The 16,710-nt window shown below is 50.3% G+C and carries 16 protein-coding genes; 10 read left to right on the forward strand and 6 right to left on the reverse strand.

The features are described 5' to 3' along the window. Positions 1–21: 21 nt before the first annotated feature. Positions 22–2,862 carry a type II secretion system protein J gene (locus AWQ23_RS08220; protein ID WP_062434280.1) on the forward strand — a complete coding sequence of 947 codons (2,841 nt, stop codon included), beginning with the start codon at positions 22–24 and terminating at the stop codon, positions 2,860–2,862. Between the two features lie 41 nt (positions 2,863–2,903). After that, entirely contained in the window at positions 2,904–3,434 is a 531-nt protein-coding gene (locus AWQ23_RS08225) for a GspH/FimT family protein (protein ID WP_052349659.1), read from the forward strand. A 92-nt stretch (positions 3,435–3,526) separates the two neighbouring features. Here the strand turns inward: AWQ23_RS08225 and psbQ are convergent, their stop codons facing one another. Together psbQ and AWQ23_RS08235 are read right to left on the reverse strand one after the other, a co-directional pair. After that, positions 3,527–3,985 (reverse strand): photosystem II protein PsbQ, encoded by a 459-nt coding sequence (gene psbQ, locus AWQ23_RS08230; protein ID WP_223209910.1) that lies wholly within the window; start codon positions 3,983–3,985, stop codon positions 3,527–3,529. Between the two features lie 123 nt (positions 3,986–4,108). Next, positions 4,109–4,960 carry an alpha/beta fold hydrolase gene (locus AWQ23_RS08235; protein ID WP_062434283.1) on the reverse strand — a complete coding sequence of 284 codons (852 nt, stop codon included), beginning with the start codon at positions 4,958–4,960 and terminating at the stop codon, positions 4,109–4,111. A 124-nt stretch (positions 4,961–5,084) separates the two neighbouring features. Here AWQ23_RS08235 and mraY point away from each other — a divergent pair, with 124 nt between their 5' ends. From mraY to hemC, 4 genes are all read left to right on the forward strand, one after another. Further along, entirely contained in the window at positions 5,085–6,179 is a 1,095-nt protein-coding gene (gene mraY, locus AWQ23_RS08240; RefSeq protein WP_062434286.1) for a phospho-N-acetylmuramoyl-pentapeptide-transferase, read from the forward strand. Positions 6,180–6,235: 56 nt separating this feature from the next. Further along, entirely contained in the window at positions 6,236–8,041 is a 1,806-nt protein-coding gene (mrdA, locus tag AWQ23_RS08245; RefSeq protein ID WP_062434290.1) for a penicillin-binding protein 2, read from the forward strand. 93 nt (positions 8,042–8,134) lie between these two features. Continuing rightward, positions 8,135–9,316 carry a tyrosine--tRNA ligase gene (gene tyrS / locus AWQ23_RS08250; protein WP_315862652.1) on the forward strand — a complete coding sequence of 394 codons (1,182 nt, stop codon included), beginning with the start codon at positions 8,135–8,137 and terminating at the stop codon, positions 9,314–9,316. A gap of 146 nt (positions 9,317–9,462) precedes the next feature. Continuing rightward, positions 9,463–10,428: a hydroxymethylbilane synthase gene (gene hemC / locus AWQ23_RS08255; protein WP_062434296.1), complete on the forward strand. Its 966-nt coding sequence runs from the start codon at positions 9,463–9,465 to the stop codon at positions 10,426–10,428. Between the two features lie 61 nt (positions 10,429–10,489). Here the strand turns inward: hemC and AWQ23_RS16000 are convergent, their stop codons facing one another. Next, a complete protein-coding gene (locus AWQ23_RS16000) occupies positions 10,490–10,666 on the reverse strand; it encodes a hypothetical protein (RefSeq protein WP_157072206.1) in 177 nt (58 codons plus the stop codon). Positions 10,667–10,989: 323 nt separating this feature from the next. Here AWQ23_RS16000 and AWQ23_RS08260 point away from each other — a divergent pair, with 323 nt between their 5' ends. From AWQ23_RS08260 to AWQ23_RS08270, 3 genes are all read left to right on the forward strand, one after another. Beyond that, on the forward strand, positions 10,990–11,541 hold the full coding sequence (locus AWQ23_RS08260) for a GNAT family N-acetyltransferase (RefSeq protein ID WP_062436599.1): 552 nt from the start codon (positions 10,990–10,992) through the stop codon (positions 11,539–11,541). A gap of 64 nt (positions 11,542–11,605) precedes the next feature. Next, the gene (locus tag AWQ23_RS08265) at positions 11,606–12,079 is read left to right on the forward strand and encodes a hypothetical protein (protein ID WP_030006998.1); all 474 of its coding nucleotides are present in this window, start codon (positions 11,606–11,608) and stop codon (positions 12,077–12,079) included. Between the two features lie 84 nt (positions 12,080–12,163). Beyond that, on the forward strand, positions 12,164–12,622 hold the full coding sequence (locus AWQ23_RS08270; RefSeq protein WP_062434303.1) for a hypothetical protein: 459 nt from the start codon (positions 12,164–12,166) through the stop codon (positions 12,620–12,622). Between the two features lie 87 nt (positions 12,623–12,709). On the opposite strand, the gene trxA is transcribed toward AWQ23_RS08270, so the two are convergent. Further along, positions 12,710–13,033: a thioredoxin gene (gene trxA / locus AWQ23_RS08275; RefSeq protein ID WP_012307227.1), complete on the reverse strand. Its 324-nt coding sequence runs from the start codon at positions 13,031–13,033 to the stop codon at positions 12,710–12,712. A 497-nt stretch (positions 13,034–13,530) separates the two neighbouring features. Here trxA and AWQ23_RS08280 point away from each other — a divergent pair, with 497 nt between their 5' ends. Further along, positions 13,531–14,721 (forward strand): glycosyltransferase family 4 protein, encoded by a 1,191-nt coding sequence (locus tag AWQ23_RS08280; RefSeq protein ID WP_062434307.1) that lies wholly within the window; start codon positions 13,531–13,533, stop codon positions 14,719–14,721. A 9-nt stretch (positions 14,722–14,730) separates the two neighbouring features. On the opposite strand, the gene ilvA is transcribed toward AWQ23_RS08280, so the two are convergent. After that, entirely contained in the window at positions 14,731–16,242 is a 1,512-nt protein-coding gene (gene ilvA / locus AWQ23_RS08285) for a threonine ammonia-lyase, biosynthetic (RefSeq protein ID WP_062434310.1), read from the reverse strand. Positions 16,243–16,323: 81 nt separating this feature from the next. Further along, entirely contained in the window at positions 16,324–16,647 is a 324-nt protein-coding gene (locus AWQ23_RS08290; RefSeq protein WP_062434312.1) for a hypothetical protein, read from the reverse strand. Between the last annotated feature and the right edge of the window lie 63 nt (positions 16,648–16,710).

A 16,710-nucleotide genomic window follows, 5' to 3' on the forward strand; every position in this document is an offset into this window, starting at 1 on the left:
CGGTTTGAGGCCTGCAAAACGATGAGACGTTGGCTCCTAAAATATTATTTTAATTTGCTCAATAGACGATCGACCTCACAAGGTAGCCGAGGCTTTACTGTTACAGAAGTGCTCCTGGCGATCACCCTGAGTGGGATCGTGGCTGCCGGTCTTGGCACTGCCATGGTCGCCACCCTCAATGCCAGCAATCGCACCGAAGCCCGGACCCAGCGCCGTTCTCAACTTAACCGCGCCATTGATTACATCACAGAAGACGTCCGGCGATCGCGTTTTCTTTCCGTTGCCACCACAGATGACGACACCCCCAATGACACCCTGGTTTTAGAATATTTTCCAACCACAGGGGATAATGCTAGTTCGCGAACCATTGAATATTCGATCGCAGAAAAAGATGCGAATTCCCCTTGGGTCGGGCCGATGGTGCTGCGGCGACGAGATTATAGAACAGGTGATGACCCTAGTAACTGGACAGTTCTCGTTGATGCTATTTCTGAAAACACGAGTCTTACCATTGATTGCTCCTCTGGAACTGCGATTGGCAATGCTGGTTTCCGAGCGTGCTTAGAAGTAGGTACATCCGCAACGGGCAATGATGTTTTTAAAGTCGATCTAGCACTCTACGGTGAAGTGAATGACTTTGATGGTAGCAATAATACATCTGAAGTTTTGAGTGTTAATAGTGCTGCTTTTGCCCGGAGTCTCAGTCCAGAAGGAGGCTTTCTGAAAAATCCTTCCATTACTTCAGTGACCTTAAGTAGTGATTTGACGACCGCAACCGTCAACTGGAGTGAAGCCCTCGGAGGGACACAACCCTATTCCTATACCCTTTATCGTTGTAGCGAAGGGCCAGACACCTGCGCCATTGATATTGCCACTTCCGATACTGTTGCGAGTAGCTTAACAACCACAACCTACACCGATAATATTTCCAGCTTATCCCAGGGAAATACCGTTTGTTATGCTGTCAAAGTCACGGATGCAGAAGGAGATATTGGCACGAGTAATCCTGTTTGTGTTGAAATTGTTGATGAACTGATCCCGCCGCAAATTGAAGATATTTGGGAATCCCAAGGAGAAGTGGGCCTTGAATGGCAAGCTGCTTCTGGCGGTGATCCCGGCTACCTCTATGGTCTGAAGCGTTGCGATGTTGCAGGGAATGCAGATGATTGTGACCCCACAACATTGGTGCGCGATCCAGAAATTGCCGATACCTCCTACTTCCCCGATCCACTAACAGGGATCAGCGATGGTCAAAAAATTTGCTATGCCGTCGTTGTCAAAGATCAAGCAGGTGGCGAAGCCCAGAGTGACCCGAAATGTATCATCAAGGGACAAGCCCTCTCTGCACCACCAATCAAAACAATTACGGAACAAGCTGATAACATCGTCGATCTAACCTGGTTAAGCGCCTCTGGTGGCGACTATCCCTATACTTACGATCTATTGCGCTGTGTCAGCCCGTCTATACTTGGTATTATTAATCTTCCAGACTGTACTCCGACCACACCTCTCAATTTAGCGACCCAAGATAAAAGTTTCTCTGGAGATAATATTGCAGCGGTTACCAGTGGTAGTAAAATTTGCTATGCCGTGCAAGTGACAGACAGTAGCGCTGCCACCAGCATTGGCGCAACAGAATGTCTAGTTAAAGATGCTCCCCTTACTGCGCCAGATTCTCTAACAGTAACCCTTGATGTTAGTAGTGCAGAGATGGACATTACCTGGCCTAATGCAACAGGTGGCACCCCAGACTATACCTACAATCTCTATCGGTGCGATACAACCAATAGTAGCTGTACGCCCAGCTTGCTGACTTCTGATGTTACGTCAGTGCATGCAGATGGTATTAGTGGCATTGCTAGAGGCCGAAACGTTTGTTACGCAATTCAAGTCAGCGATGCAGACGGGACAACAGACCAAACAGAAACTGTATGTGAAACTAAAATTGATCCCCTGTTGCTGAGCGGCCTTGTTGTCACCATTGATCCAGATACTTCGGAAGCAAATATTGCTTGGAGCTCGATTACAGGGGGCAGTACGGCATCACCGACCTATAATCTTTCTCTGAAACGTTGTACTGGAGAAAACTGTACACCCACCACGGCGAGATCTACTAGAACGACACAAAATACGGGCAGCGGTAGTTTCACTGATAGTGTTTCTGGCATTGCTGAAGGAACTAACATCTGTTATGCCATTGACGTGACTGACGGCACCCAAACAACCAGCCGTCAAACCTGTACAACCCTCGAAACCAGTCTAGCGGCACCCGTAATTACTTTGAATAACTCATCTTTAGTGAGACCAACTGTGAACTGGTCAGCCGTGACCGGGGCAACGGGTTATCGGGTATTTAGTTGCCAAGGATTAAATTGCGACCCATTATCAGGGAGTACAACGAATACCACCAATCTTTCCTTTACACCGAGTAGCGATCCAGGTGTCGGTAATCAATGGTGTTTTGCAGTTAAGGCCACTAAAAGTTCAATTGTTAGCCCTGCAAGTAATCAAGTTTGTGGAGCTCAACAAGGTTTATCGAAACCGACGATTAATACGATTGACTTTAGTCGAAGAGATCTTGTCGGCAATAATGGCTCTGATACAGATCTCAGAATTGATTGGTTAGCACCGGATGGAGGGACAACATTTGACCTTTACCGTTGCCAAGGCAATAACTGTACACTACCAAGTACAGCAACTGTTCCTAATATTGCAGCGACAAACTATACATTTGGAAATTTAACCGGCAAAAACGATAGCACTACTTGGTTCTGTTTTGGAATTAAAGCCAAACAGGGAGGGTTGACCAGTGATATGAGCGATCGCGTTTGTATACGCTCAGGTAGTACTTACAATAATTGATATGATGGAAATTGTAGTTAGATCTACTTAGACTGTGCGTCATGTCACTATTATTTTCTGAGTTCAAAGCACCCTTTAAAAACTCCCAAGACAAAGGATTCACTCTCTTTGAAATGTTGGGAGTTTTGCTATTAGTCGGCATTTTGGCAGGAATTGCAACGCCATCACTACTTGGCTTTTTGGCACGGGCAGGCGCAAGACAAGACTTTACGGCTTTGCAGGGTTTGTTACAACGGACTCAACAGGAAGCGATTCGCCAAAGTCGCACTTGTCGGGTAATTTTGCCCACTAACAATAGTGAAAATGCAAAAGTGTCCTCTGACTGTCGGGTAACGGAAGATGTGGTGCTTGAAAATGTTGTGATCAAATATAACAATGCCAGTAACCAAGCGATTAACTTTAATTACCGAGGTAACACCAGTCCGCTGCGCACTATTGTCCTTGCGGATACCCAGTCTCAATACCAACGTTGTTTAATTATTTCCAATGGGATTGGCGTGATTCGTAAAGGGATTTATGTTGGTGATATTTCAGGCACAGTTTCCGCCAGTTCTTGTGAGACAACAGGTTAATTTTTTGAAAAAAAGTAGGTAATAAAAAAAGGCGATCGCCTGACCGCCTCATCACTTTTACAAGGAATTTTTTAAAACCGAATAAATTTTAATTAGCTTGCTTCAGCATCACCTGGGATCAACTGTAAGAAAGCATCAAAATCCGCAAGGGCATTTCTATATTCCGTTGTAGTCGCAGTTGCGTTCCGGGCTTGGGCCGCAACATCTAGACGTTCCAAATGAGCAAAGATTTCATCGATGAGATCCTTAGCTGCTTTTTGGTCATTCGGCAGCAGGGTATTCGCAAGATAGGTCAGATCACGACGTAGGAACCCGAAAGGCCCGTGAATATAGGTGCGTGTATCCACCCAGTTATCGGCTTGAACAAATTCCCCAAGGGTCTCCATGCCTTCGCGGGCTTCGCTAACAGGCACCATATAGGTTTGGATTTGGGAAATCCGGTCGGGGGTGTAGGTATCAGGTACTTTGACCGCAGGGCTAGAGCAACTGACGAGAAAAGTGGTGATGACCACTAACAGCAAGGACAAAACTGACCGCAAACGTAGCATCATGGTTATGTATTAAAGCTTAATGACGTTATCAGGTTTTCAATTGCCAACATCATCTCACAAATGGGACTGAGATCAGGTTTTCGACTAGCGCCATTCATATTTTTTTATGGCCCCCCTAGTTTTCTAAGCAAGAAATTCACTCAATACAGGGGCGATCGCCTCTGGAAAATGCTCCTGGGGATAATGTTTCGCTTCGGGCAAGGCTTCCCAACGGTGGGCGGTTTCTGTTTTGACCCAGTTTTCGATCTGGCCATTGTCTAACCAGGAATCCTGAGTCCCCCAAAGAAATAGGGTCGGCGCAGGCCGATTTTTGAGGCGATCGCCCAAGTCCGGCAAAACTTTGGCTAACTCAAAGCGACGCACCGTCGTCATCAGGGCACGACCCACGGCAGAACTGGTTTTGTAGGGTTTGCGGTAGGTGGCGAGGTCACTGTCACCAATCACGAAGCCACTGCCTTTTTCGAGGGTACGGTCTACCAAGAGCGGATCCTGGGTGAGCATCTCCCCGGCGAGGGGTAAGCCCCACTGCTGCATTACCCAGGGCAGTTTACTCCCCGGCAGAATCGGACTATTGAGAATCACCAGGCGATCGCACAGTTCCGGTTCGTTGAGGGCAAATAAAACACCCACATGGCCAAGAAATCCTTGGGTGACAATGTGGCAGCGCTCAATTTCTAAAGCAGCGAGAAAGTCCTTTAATGCCCCTTGGAACGCCTCGGCTCGGTAGGAAAACTCCCGACTGCTGGGGTAGCTCGAAAAACCAGATCCGGGCCAATCCGGGGCAATACAGTGAAAATTTGCGGCCCCTAAACGTTCCAACACACCGCGCCAACCGTAACTGTGGGCGGGCAGTCCATGGAGAAAGAGGATCGGCAGGCGGCCATTGTCTTGTTTTTCGGTCTCGCGGTAGAACCAAGTGAGGTTGCCGACGGTAATTTTTTCTGTGGCGATCGCCATGGTTTGATTAGCCCCCATAACAGTTAGATGAAATTTTCACTGTGGCATACTCCTCGACCAAAACAAAGTCCCCTAAGTAGAGCGAGATAGAGCCAGGGAGATGCTATCTTTTTGGGGAGTTTGATCAACGCCAAATAACCCCGTGGAAAGCAAATCGTCACTGCCTCTCTTTTTTCAGAAACCCTCTGGCACCCAACTGCTAGGTCTCTTGAGCGCCCTGCTCGTGGGCCTCGCTGTGTTGATTAGCCATCAGCCCCAACTGAACCCTAGCAATATTTTGCCCCTGTGGATTCCGGTTTTGGTCTCGGCGATTGTGGCTGGGATCTTTGGGGTCTGGATCGTGCCCCTACTGCGGCGGCTGAAAACGGGTCAAATTATTCGCGAAGAAGGCCCCCAGGCTCACCTCAAAAAAGCGGGAACTCCCACCATGGGTGGCCTCATTTTTCTGCCCGTTGGTCTGGTGGCTGGGGTGATCTTTGCGGGGTTCGATCCAGAGGTGATCGCCGTGGCCCTCGTGACCCTCGCCTACGGGGTGATTGGTTGGGTGGACGATTGGCAAGTGCTGCGCCTCAAGTCCAACAAAGGCATTTCCCCCCGAATGAAACTGATCCTGCAAATTGCGATCGCCGTGGTGTTTTGTATTTGGCTTGCCCTCACTGCTCCAGAACTGACGACAATTACCTTTTTTGCGGGACTGAGTTTACCCCTCGGTGTTTTCTTTTGGGCCTTGGCTGGCTTTGCCATGGTCGCCGAAAGTAATGCCACGAACCTCACCGACGGTGTCGATGGGCTGGCCGGGGGCACAGGGGCGATCGCCTTCCTGGGTGTTGGTGCCCTCGCGTTGCCTGAACATCCTGGCCTGAGCTTACTCTGTGCTTGTCTAAGTGGAGCTTGTCTGGGCTTCATTTACCACAACCGCAATCCCGCAAAAGTTTTCATGGGGGATACCGGTTCCCTCGCCCTGGGGGGAGGCTTGGCCGCAGCGGGAATCCTGAGCGGCAACATTTGGGGGCTGCTGATTATCAGTGGCATTTTTTGTATTGAAGCCGTCTCTGTCATTGCCCAGGTCAGTTATTACAAAGCCACCAAAGACGAAACCGGTCAAGGGAAACGACTCCTCAAAATGGCCCCCATTCACCATCACCTAGAACTCAGTGGCTGGCCTGAAACCCAGATTGTTGGCGCTTTTTATCTGATCAACCTGGGCTTAGTCCTACTCAGTTTTATCTTGACCTAAAAAGCCTAATGCGCACGCTAAAATTAGAATCAATTTTCCTTTTTTCCTAGGCACCCATGACCCTCATCTCTCCCCTTGCAAAAGCCTCACGCAAAGAATCGGGTCGCACCGTTGGCCGGGGTGTTCGTCCCTGGGGAATTATGTTTGCCGTTAGCTTGGCACTCCTGGGCGGCATTGGTTCCCGCTTGGCTTTTTTGCAACTCGTTAAGGGAGATGAACTGCGACAAACGGCCCGGAATAATAGCGTCCGCATTGCCCCCAAACCACCGATCCGGGGTAATATGTTTGACCGCCATGGCAAGGTGCTGGCCACCACAAAACTTGCCCATGCCGTCTATGTGTGGCCCGTAGCCCGCACGAGACCCGATTGGCCAAAAACGAAACAATTGCTCTCCCAGTTGGTAGGCATCGCCCCCGCCGAAATTGAAAAGCGCCTAGAATCCCAAGATATCTACGCCACTGAACCCTTGGCGATCGCCCGCAATTTGACCCTTGCCCAAGTCACCGCCATCGAAGAACATCACCAGACCCTTGCCGGGGTAGAGGTGATCATCGAACCGGTGCGTTACTATCCCGAAGGTGATACGGCCTCCCATGTCCTCGGTTACACGAGAGAATTAACCCCCGAAGAATTTGAGACTCGCCAAGCAGAAGGCTATCGCCTCCAGGATTACATCGGTAAATTAGGTCTAGAAGCGTCCCTAGAATCCCGTCTGCGTGGGGAATGGGGCGGCCAAGAAATTCAAGTGGACCGCGATGGCCGGTTTGTGAAAATCCTGGGAGAAAAACCAGCCCAGGCCGGGGAAGATCTGCGTCTTACCCTAGACGCTGAACTTCAAAAGGTTGCCCAGAGGGTTTTGGGACGACGCAAAGGGGCGATCGTCGCTCTCGATCCGCGCAATGGCGATGTCTTGGCGATGGCGAGCTACCCCAACTTTGATCCGAATATTTTTTCTGATCGCATTTCCCCCGAAAAATGGGCCGCGGTCACTGCCCAGGGCGATCCTTTCATTAACCGTGCCATTCGTGGGTTTCCGCCAGCATCGACTTTTAAAGTTGTGACCGCCGCCGCCGGGATGGAATCCGGCAAATATCCAGCCAATACAGTGTTGAGCACCAGTCCTTACCTCGCTGCTGCTGGGGTTCGTTTCTATGAGTGGAACCGGGCTGGTTTTGGGGCCGCTGGCTACGTGAAAGCGATGGCCTGGAGTAGTAACACCTTTTTTGGCCAGGTGGGGCGGGGTGTTGGCGGTGAAACCCTGATTGATTGGTCGCGCCGCTTTGGGTTTGGTGCCCCCACTGGCATTGAACTCAACGAAGAAACCAGCGGTCTAATTCCGGATGATGATTGGACCCAAGAGCGCCTCGATCGCCCTTGGAATGTGGGAGACACCGTAAATATGTCCATCGGCCAGGGCTTAACGTTGGCGACCCCCCTACAGGTGGCCCAGATGTTTGCGGTGACAGCGAATGGCGGCTATTTAGTGCAACCCCACCTCGTCCAAACCGATACTCCGGTGAAAACGTCCCTCAACATGGCCCCCAGTACCCTAGAAACTATTCGCCAAGGCTTGCGGGCCGTGGTCACTAACGGTACTGGTACAGTGCTCAATATTCCTGGGATTCCGACGGCAGCGGGAAAAAGTGGTACCGCCGAGGCACCACCCCGGGAAAACCATGCTTGGTTCGGTGCCTTTGCTCCCTATGACGAGGCAGAGATCGTTGTCGTCGCCTTTGCAGAACATTCTGGTGGTGGTGGTGGTTCTGTGGCTGGGCCGATGGTGCGCGATGTGATGGCGGCTTATTTTGAATTGAAGGAAAAGGCCGAAAATCCTGAAGTCACAACCGCAACCCCAGAATAGGCAGCTTATCGCTTCGCTGCATTCAATAATCTCAGCAGAATATGGCACAATAGGCAGGTTTAAATTTCCACAATTGAGTTAACAAAATCCCCTGTGAATATGTCTGCGAATCTTGAGTGGCTAACCCGTGGCACCAGCGAAATTTTTCCGGATAATCCTGAAGAAAATTTAGCCCAGGTTCTCCAGACAGGCGATCGCCCCTTGAGGGTCAAATTAGGCATTGATCCGACGGGTTCAGATCTCCACCTCGGCCATAGTATTCCGTTCCGTAAACTGCGCGCATTCCAAGATGCGGGCCACACTGCAGTGGTGATTATTGGCGACTTTACCGCCCAGATTGGCGACCCCACCGGCAAATCAGAAGTGCGCAAACAGCTCAGTGCCGCCGACGTGCAACAAAATGCCGAAACCTACCTAGAGCAACTGCGACCAATCCTCGATTTTGAGACCCCAGGCCGCCTCGAAATTCGCTATAACTCCGAATGGCTCAAGGATTTAGATTTAGCCAAAATTCAAGCACTGCTGGCGACAATGACGGTGCAGCAAATGCTAGCTAAAGAAGGCTTTGCCAAACGTTACCAAAGCGAAAACCCGATTTATATCCATGAATTTCTTTATCCCCTAATGCAGGGCTATGACTCGGTGGCCGTGGATGCGGATGTAGAACTTGGGGGCACTGACCAAAAATTTAATATTGCTGTGGGGCGGGATCTGCAAAGACACTTTGGGAAAAAGCCCCAATTCGGCCTATTGCTGCCTATCTTGATCGGTACCGATGGCAAAGAAAAAATGTCCAAAAGTCTCAATAACTATGTGGGCCTCAAGGACAATCACCACACCATGTACCAAAAGTTGCAGAATACCCCCGATAGCTTGCTGAAGGACTATTTTGAACTGCTCACTAAACAAGATCTGCAAACCTTGCCGACAAACCCCCGTGACCAACAAAAACTCCTGGCCCGGGACATTGTTACTCAGTTCCATGGGGCTGCAGCGGCGGTAGATGCGGAGAAAGCTGTACAGGATGTTGCCGCTGCCAATATTCCCGAATTTTCCCTGGGCGCAGTGGAATTCCCCTCGCCTCTGTTTTATATTTTGGGGGCTTCTGGCCTATGTTCCAGCGGCGGGGATGGTCGTCGCCAAATTAAAGGGGGGGCAGTTCGCCTCGATGATGAGCGGATCACGGACATGAATCTTGCCTTTGAGAAGCCTGAGCAATTAGTAGATAAGGTGCTCCGGGTGGGGAAAAAGAAATTTGTCCGCCTCGTGCCCTAGGATTAGGACTCTGATTTTTGGGGATTTCGTGAACAGTTGTAACATTTCCGGCTGTTCTCAGAAAAAATTCTGCGATTAGGGACGGACAACGCGATACCCTAGTTTGAGTCAAAATTTTAAGATCATTTTTATAAATCCGAATTGATATGACCGCTGAGACCCCTTCGAAACGCACTGTGCGGATTGGCTCCCGCAAAAGCCAACTTGCTTTAGTCCAAACCTATTGGGTACGGGATGAGCTCCAAAAGGCTTACCCAGAGATCACCTTTGAAGTCCAAACCATGGAAACCCAAGGGGATAAGGTGCTGGATGTGGCCCTCTCGAAAATTGGCGATAAGGGGCTATTTACCCAGGAACTCGAAGACGGCATGTTGAAGGGAGAGACAGATTTTGCGGTGCATTCCCTGAAGGATTTGCCCACGAATTTGCCTGAGGGGTTGATGCTCGGCTGTGTCACGGAGCGGGTTGACCCGGCGGATGCCCTGGTGGTTAACGAAAAGCATCGGGATAAGAAGCTAGAAACCCTCCCAAGCGGTTCGGTGATTGGCACTTCTTCGCTACGGCGTCTGGCCCAACTGCGGCACCACTTCCCCCATTTGGAATTTAAAGATATTCGCGGCAATGTGAATACACGTCTGGCGAAGTTAGACCGGGGTGAGTATGATGCGATTATTTTGGCGGCGGCGGGTCTGCAACGGCTTGATTTTGGCGATCGCATCCACCAGATTATTTCCAGTGAGATTTCCCTCCATGCCGTGGGCCAAGGGGCCTTGGGTATCGAATGCCGGGATGGGGATGAGGAGATTTTGGGTCTGTTGCGGCCTGTACTCGAACATGCCGAGAGCCGCGATCGCTGTTATGCAGAACGCTCTTTCCTGCGTCAGTTGGAGGGGGGCTGCCAAGTACCGATTGGGGTCAACACAACCATTGAAGGCGATCGCCTAACTTTAGTGGGGATGGTTGCTAGCCTTGATGGCAAAACCTTAATCCGCGATGAGGTCAGGGGTAGCCGTGCCGATGCGGAAAAATTGGGCATTGAATTAGCCCAAAAGGCGATCGCCCAGGGAGCAGACAAGATTTTGGCTGAAATTAATGAGGCGAACCGCGCCTAATTCCGTAGTTGAGTGATGAATTGCCCCCTCCTCCAGGCGAGGGGGGATTTTTATTACAGCTTTATAACTGGGGTTCTGGTCGATCAGCGGGAATTTCTGGCGATCGCAGTCGATTGTGTTCGCCATAGCCAAGCTGATTCAGGGTCTCGATATCCCCCTTGGGTGATGATGAGGTTGCAGTGGATGGATTTTGGGCGATCACTTTACGCTGTTTTTTTAGTTTAGATTTGCGTCCCATGGTGAAGATTTCCTCACAATATGCAGTGCCGCTTTCAAACGTGCATTGAAGATGGCATCGGCTTGCCTTCCGTTACTCAAATGCCCTTCATTCAAGACTTGTTTACCGATTGTCGGTGGATATCATGATCAGAATAGTGGCCCACAAATTTAGAGCCTTACAGATGATTGGCAAAATCTATCCCTCGACAAGCCATTCATAAAATTGGCACAATGGTTTGTGGTTTCAAGTTTTTCTAGAAAAATTTTACCCTTGTTTCCGGAGGCTTGGTGAATCCTCGTCTTTCTTCTGTTTGGAATATCCCGCAACTATCCTCAGTCGATGTGGCTCTCAGCCAGAGTACCCTGAGTATTCGGCCTGCTACCCTGGAGGATGCCCGCGCCCTGGCAACGGTCTTGACCCATAGTTTCCATCACTACCAAGGCACTTGGGGCTGGCTGACGCCTCTCCTGCGCCTGGGGGTCTATGAAGATTTACACCATCGTCTCAAACAGACCAAAGAGCACCACGCTTGTTTTGTGGCAGCAATGCAAACGGCGACAACCCAAGAAATCGTCGGCACAGTGGAGGTTTCGGTACGCTATCTAAGTGCTCTGGCGATCGCCCCCGCCAAAGCCCCCTATATTTCTAATTTGGCGGTAAATCCCCAATACCGTCGCCTGGGCATCGCCCGAAAACTTTTGGCCCGTTGTGAAACCCAAGTGCGTTACTGGCACTACGGCAGTGTGGCCCTCCATGTCTTGGAAAATAATGAAGCTGCCAAACAACTCTATCTCAGTTGTGGGTATGATATTAAATATGCAGAACGTCCCCTAAGTGCTTGGCTCCTGCGTCGGCCGCGCCGTCTCTTTGTTCAAAAGAGTTTATCTCCCTAAGTCTTTTTGTTTCTTAGTTCACCGCCGCTGATGTGGCGATCGCCACTGTTCTTTATCCTTTGCCATGGGCTCTACTCCCCCCTCAACGACAAATTCTCCCATAGACCATCTTGAAATTTTGGCCCAATTGAAGCAGGGAGAGCTTTTGATGGTGAACCCCCGCCGTAAAAATGGACTGATTTTGCGCAAAGCCTACCATGGCGATTTTGCTGGCCCAGGGGCGATCATTGGTGGCGTTTTTGATCAAGATGTAGAATCGGTAATCCCCGTGGGCGCCCTGTCTCTGTTGGTGCCAGCGCCCGGTACTGAGCGGGAAAAAGCCTACCTCATTCGGCGGCAGTGGGTCCGACTCCTGAAGCAGATCACCGACAAACCCGTACCAGAACAGCGGGCCCAAATTATTTTAAATCAGTTTGAAAATTGGTTTGACCTCGACACAGCCGCCCAACTGTCCGATGATGTCTTTGCTGAGTTGGTCGGGGTACTGCCCCAAACCATTGCTAAAGTGCGTAACCGTGTTAACCGCTCAGAAATTTGACGGCAAAATGTTCACCTTTAGATTGTTGTAAACCTCACCTTTAGGGGATGATAGAAACCAGTCACCAAGAGGAGAACAGTTGCTATGGGGGAGAGCATCCCAGAACAGCAGGCGATCGCCGAAACGATTGCCCTCTTAGAATATTATGGTTTTGAACTCAATGGTCAGACCGCTGCAGCCACCATTGAGCAATGGTGTGCCCATAGTCCCGTCGCCTGGGTTCATCTAGCTGTCCTCGAAGCCCTATATCGGGGGCGCTATAAAAAAATTTCAGTCACGGCAATCCTGCGGGTTTGGCAACGCTGGGAAAAGCCCCAAGTCCAGTTCAATCGAGAATTTGAAAGCCTGATCTGTGCCGAACTGCCGACCAAAGTCGCCCCCACTCCGCTTGTACAATCTCGCCCCGAAGCCTCTATCGCTTCAGCACTACCGTCCCCAAGTTTCGGCATTGCCACCTTTTCGCCACCACCGGAGTTAGCAAATTCCGATGCTTATCAAAAACTCAAGGCGATCGCCACCCAGCCAGACACTAAAAAACCCTAGGAATACACTAGGGCTAAATGCAAAAGCCGGATGTTAAATGATGTCGTTGGTGGCTCGTAGTGCGTTGAAGTTCTTAAGAGAATTTTTTTAAAGTTCTTTATCAATCGCAGCAGCGAGGGTTGTTTTGGGCACAGCACCGACTACCATGCTGACCTTTTTGCCCCCTTTGAAAATCATCAAGGTCGGGATGCTCCGAATACCATATTCGCTGGCGACACCAGGGTTTTCGTCAGTATTGAGCTTAAACACCTTGATTTGATCTTGGTATTGTTCGGCGATCTCCTCCACGACGGGAGCAACCATACGACAGGGACCACACCAAGGAGCCCAGAAGTCGACGAGTACAGGGACGTCACTTTCGAGGACTTCTTCTTGAAAGGTTGCGTCTGTGACTGCGGCAGTTTTTGACATGCCTCTAAATTCCTAATTTATACAAGATTTTTCTAAGGATACCTAGGGATTCTAGCATAAAGGCTCCGACCCATCTGGAACTTTAGGCAAAATGATAGAAAATTTTGCGTTTGATGCTTTCTTGAAAACTGAAGGAAAACCAATGCTAGGATATAGCGAGCTTTTTCTATGCTCCATCGCTTAGGGGAATATGACAGCAGCAAACCCTACCAAGAAATGTGATTGATCCCAGGGAGAGTCGGCAACTTTGAGCGCAACAATCTGGTTAAATTACTGACAAAAAAAACGCCCGAATACTATGGCGATTCGGACGAAGTATGGTGTGAGGAGTGAACAAAAACTTTCATTCTTTATCGCAAAAGTTTTTGCCCACCTCTATTGTAAAGGAAAAAAGAGCGTTTGTTCAGACCCACTCGGCGAGCTGTGAAATTTCTTTAAGGGATTAAATGAATGGGGAAAGAAAGGGTATTTTTGCAAGCGGTGAGGGAGATGGAATAATGCGCATCTTAGTACTCAGTTGGGAGTTTCCCCCCCGGGTTGTGGGTGGGATTGCTCGCCATGTGGGGGAACTGTATCCAGAAATTGTCCGCCTGGGCCATGAAGTGCACATGTTGACCTTGGCCACAGGGTTAGCGCCAGCCTATGAAATTGTCGAGGGCATCCATGTGCATCGGGTCGTCGTGCCGGATCACCCTGATTTTTTCCAGTGGGTGGGGTCGATGAACCGGGAAATGCTGGCCTATGGTGCTGCTTTTTTAGAAAAAACAGGCTCCTGTGCGTTGATCCATAGCCATGATTGGTTAGTCGCTGATGCGGCGATCGCCCTCAAACATCAGTTTAAAATTCCCCTATTGGCCACCATTCACGCCACGGAATATGGTCGCCACAATGGTATTCACACCGATACCCACCGCTACATCGCCCGCAAGGAAAAAATGCTGTCCCACGAGGCCTGGCGGGTGATCGTTTGTAGTCAATACATGCGCCACGAGCTGGAGCGGGCCTTGCAAACTCCCTGGCCGAAAATGGATGTGATTTTTAATGGGATTCGGCCAGAAAAAAAACAACATGCGGTTAGTTTTGACCGTCAGTCTTTTCGCCGTCAGTTTGCCCCCGATGACCATCGGATTGTCTATTATGTGGGACGTTTAACCTACGAAAAAGGAATTAATGTGCTCCTGAGTGCGGCGCCTCGGATTTTGGAGGTGATGCGGGGGAAAGTCCGGTTTGTGATTATTGGGGGCGGCAATGGCGATCGCCTGAAGGAACAGGCTTGGAATTTAGGCATTTGGGAACAGTGTAATTTCACGGGATTTATGTCCGACGAGGATTTGGATAAGTTCCAAACCATCGCCGATTGTGCCGTGTTTCCTAGTTTGTATGAGCCGTTTGGGATTGTTGTCCTCGAAAGTTTTGCGGCGAAAGTTCCCGTGGTGGTATCCAATACGGGAGGCTTACCGGAGGTGGTCACCCACGGCGAAACGGGCATTGTCACCTATGCGAATGTGGCCAGTTCCCTCGCCTGGGGAATTTTGGAGGTCTTACAACACCCAGAATATGCCAAAATCCTCGTAGAAAATGCCTACGCGGATCTGCCCCGGCGTTTTAATTGGGCAAAATTGGCGATCGCCACGGAGCAGGTTTACCAACGTGTGGTTCAAGAGCGGGCTGCCGTGCTTTGGGAGTAGGACAAAACCTTAGCCCAAAAAGAGCTTGTAGGCGGGATTTTGATTTTCGTCCCAGTAACGATAGCCGAGTTGGTCGAGAAACGTTTGCCAATCGTCCATTTCTGCCGGGGGCACCTGGACGGCGATCGCAATCCGTCCGTAATCAGCACCATTATTGCGATAGTGGAACCCACTGATATTCCAATGGGGGCTCATGGTATCGACAAACTTCATCAATGCCCCTGGATATTCAGGAAACTCAAAGCGATAGAACAACTCATGGGTTGCCTTGGGACTGCGGCCACCGACCATGTGACGCAGGTGTAATTTCGTCAGTTCGTCATCGGTGAGATTGAGGGTTTTAAAGCCATTCGCTTCGAAGGTTTCGGCGAGGGTCTTAATTTCACTGCGGTCAGCAATTTGTACCCCCACAAAAATATGGGCTTCCTGTTCATCGGCAATGCGGTAGTTGAATTCCGTTAAATTGCGATCGCCCATGCAACGGCAAAACTTTCGTAAACTGCCCGGTTGTTCTGGGATTGTCACGGCAAAAATTGCTTCTCGCCCTTCCCCTAATTCGGCTCGCTCGGCCACAAACCGCAGGCGATCAAAGTTCATATTGGCCCCACAGGCAACGGCCACTAAGGTTTCGTCCTGAATGCCTTCCCGCTCCACATAGGCTTTCATCCCGGCGATCGCCAATGCCCCAGCCGGCTCCAAAATAGAGCGGGTGTCCTCAAATACATCTTTAATGGCCGCACAGGTATCATCGGTGGAGACCAGAATAATTTCATCGACATATTCCTGGCACAGGCGAAATGTTTCTTCCCCGACATAGCGCACCGCCACCCCATCGGCAAACAACCCCACTTGGGATAACTGCACCCGTTCCCCTGTTGCAAGGGATTGTTTCATAGCATCGGCATCCACAGGTTCGACGCCGATAATTTTGATCTCAGGCCGCACCCGCTTCACATAGGCCGCAATGCCTGCAATTAATCCGCCGCCGCCGATCGCCACAAAAATCGCGTGGATGGGCTGTTGGCACTGGCGTAAAATCTCCATGCCGATCGTGCCCTGGCCAGCGATGACATAGGGATCATCAAAGGGATGAATGAGCGTTAAGCCCTGTTCCTCCGAGAGTTTGCGGGCGTGGGCGTAGGCATCATCATAGGCATTTCCATGCAGGATCACCTCGCCACCCCTGGCTTTAACGGCATTGATCTTGACCTGGGGCGTCACCACGGGCATTACAATCACTGCCCTCGTGCCCAACTCTGTCGCGGCAAGGGCCACCCCCTGGGCATGGTTTCCGGCGGAGGCAGCGATCACGCCACATTGCAGTTGCTCTGGGGTTAGGTGCGCCATCTTGTTGTACGCGCCCCGCAGCTTAAAAGAAAAGACCGACTGCATATCCTCCCGCTTCAATAGCACATGGTTGTGCAGGCGGCGCGAAAGATTGGGGGCCACTTCGAGGGGCGTTTCTTGGGCTACGTCGTAAACGCGGGCATTTAAAATTTGGATCAAATAATCGCAATGCATAGGGCGATCGCCAACGGGAATTTTAGGACAGATAAAGTGTGAGGATTTTACTGTAACCCCATCCCGTCAATCCACGAAAGCCTAGTTCAACGAAAAGGTTAATTTTTTGAGGGGCGATCGCCAATCTCGCGTTGTTTTCTTGGGGGGAGGTGGGGCTTGGCATTCCGGTTGTACCACGGGGACTAGGTGCTGCTCTTCAACCACCAGTTGCCCATTATCTAAAGCTTGTCGCCATTGTTTGCCTTGTTTCCAAGCCTGATATTTGCGGACATTCCAACGGGGATTACTGGGATAACCCGCAAAGCCAGACCGCAGCGCAGGATGACTTTCCCTAGGGATCGCAGTTTCGATGTAAATGCCTTCGGCCAATTCCACCAACCGTTGTACAGCATGGTTTGTCATCATCTGACTCTGCCTCCCTAATGTCAACGAATATTACAAGATCACATTACCCTTTACTAAATGCAC

Source organism: Picosynechococcus sp. PCC 73109 (assembly GCF_001521855.1).
In the GTDB taxonomy this organism is placed as follows: domain Bacteria; phylum Cyanobacteriota; class Cyanobacteriia; order Cyanobacteriales; family MRBY01; genus MRBY01.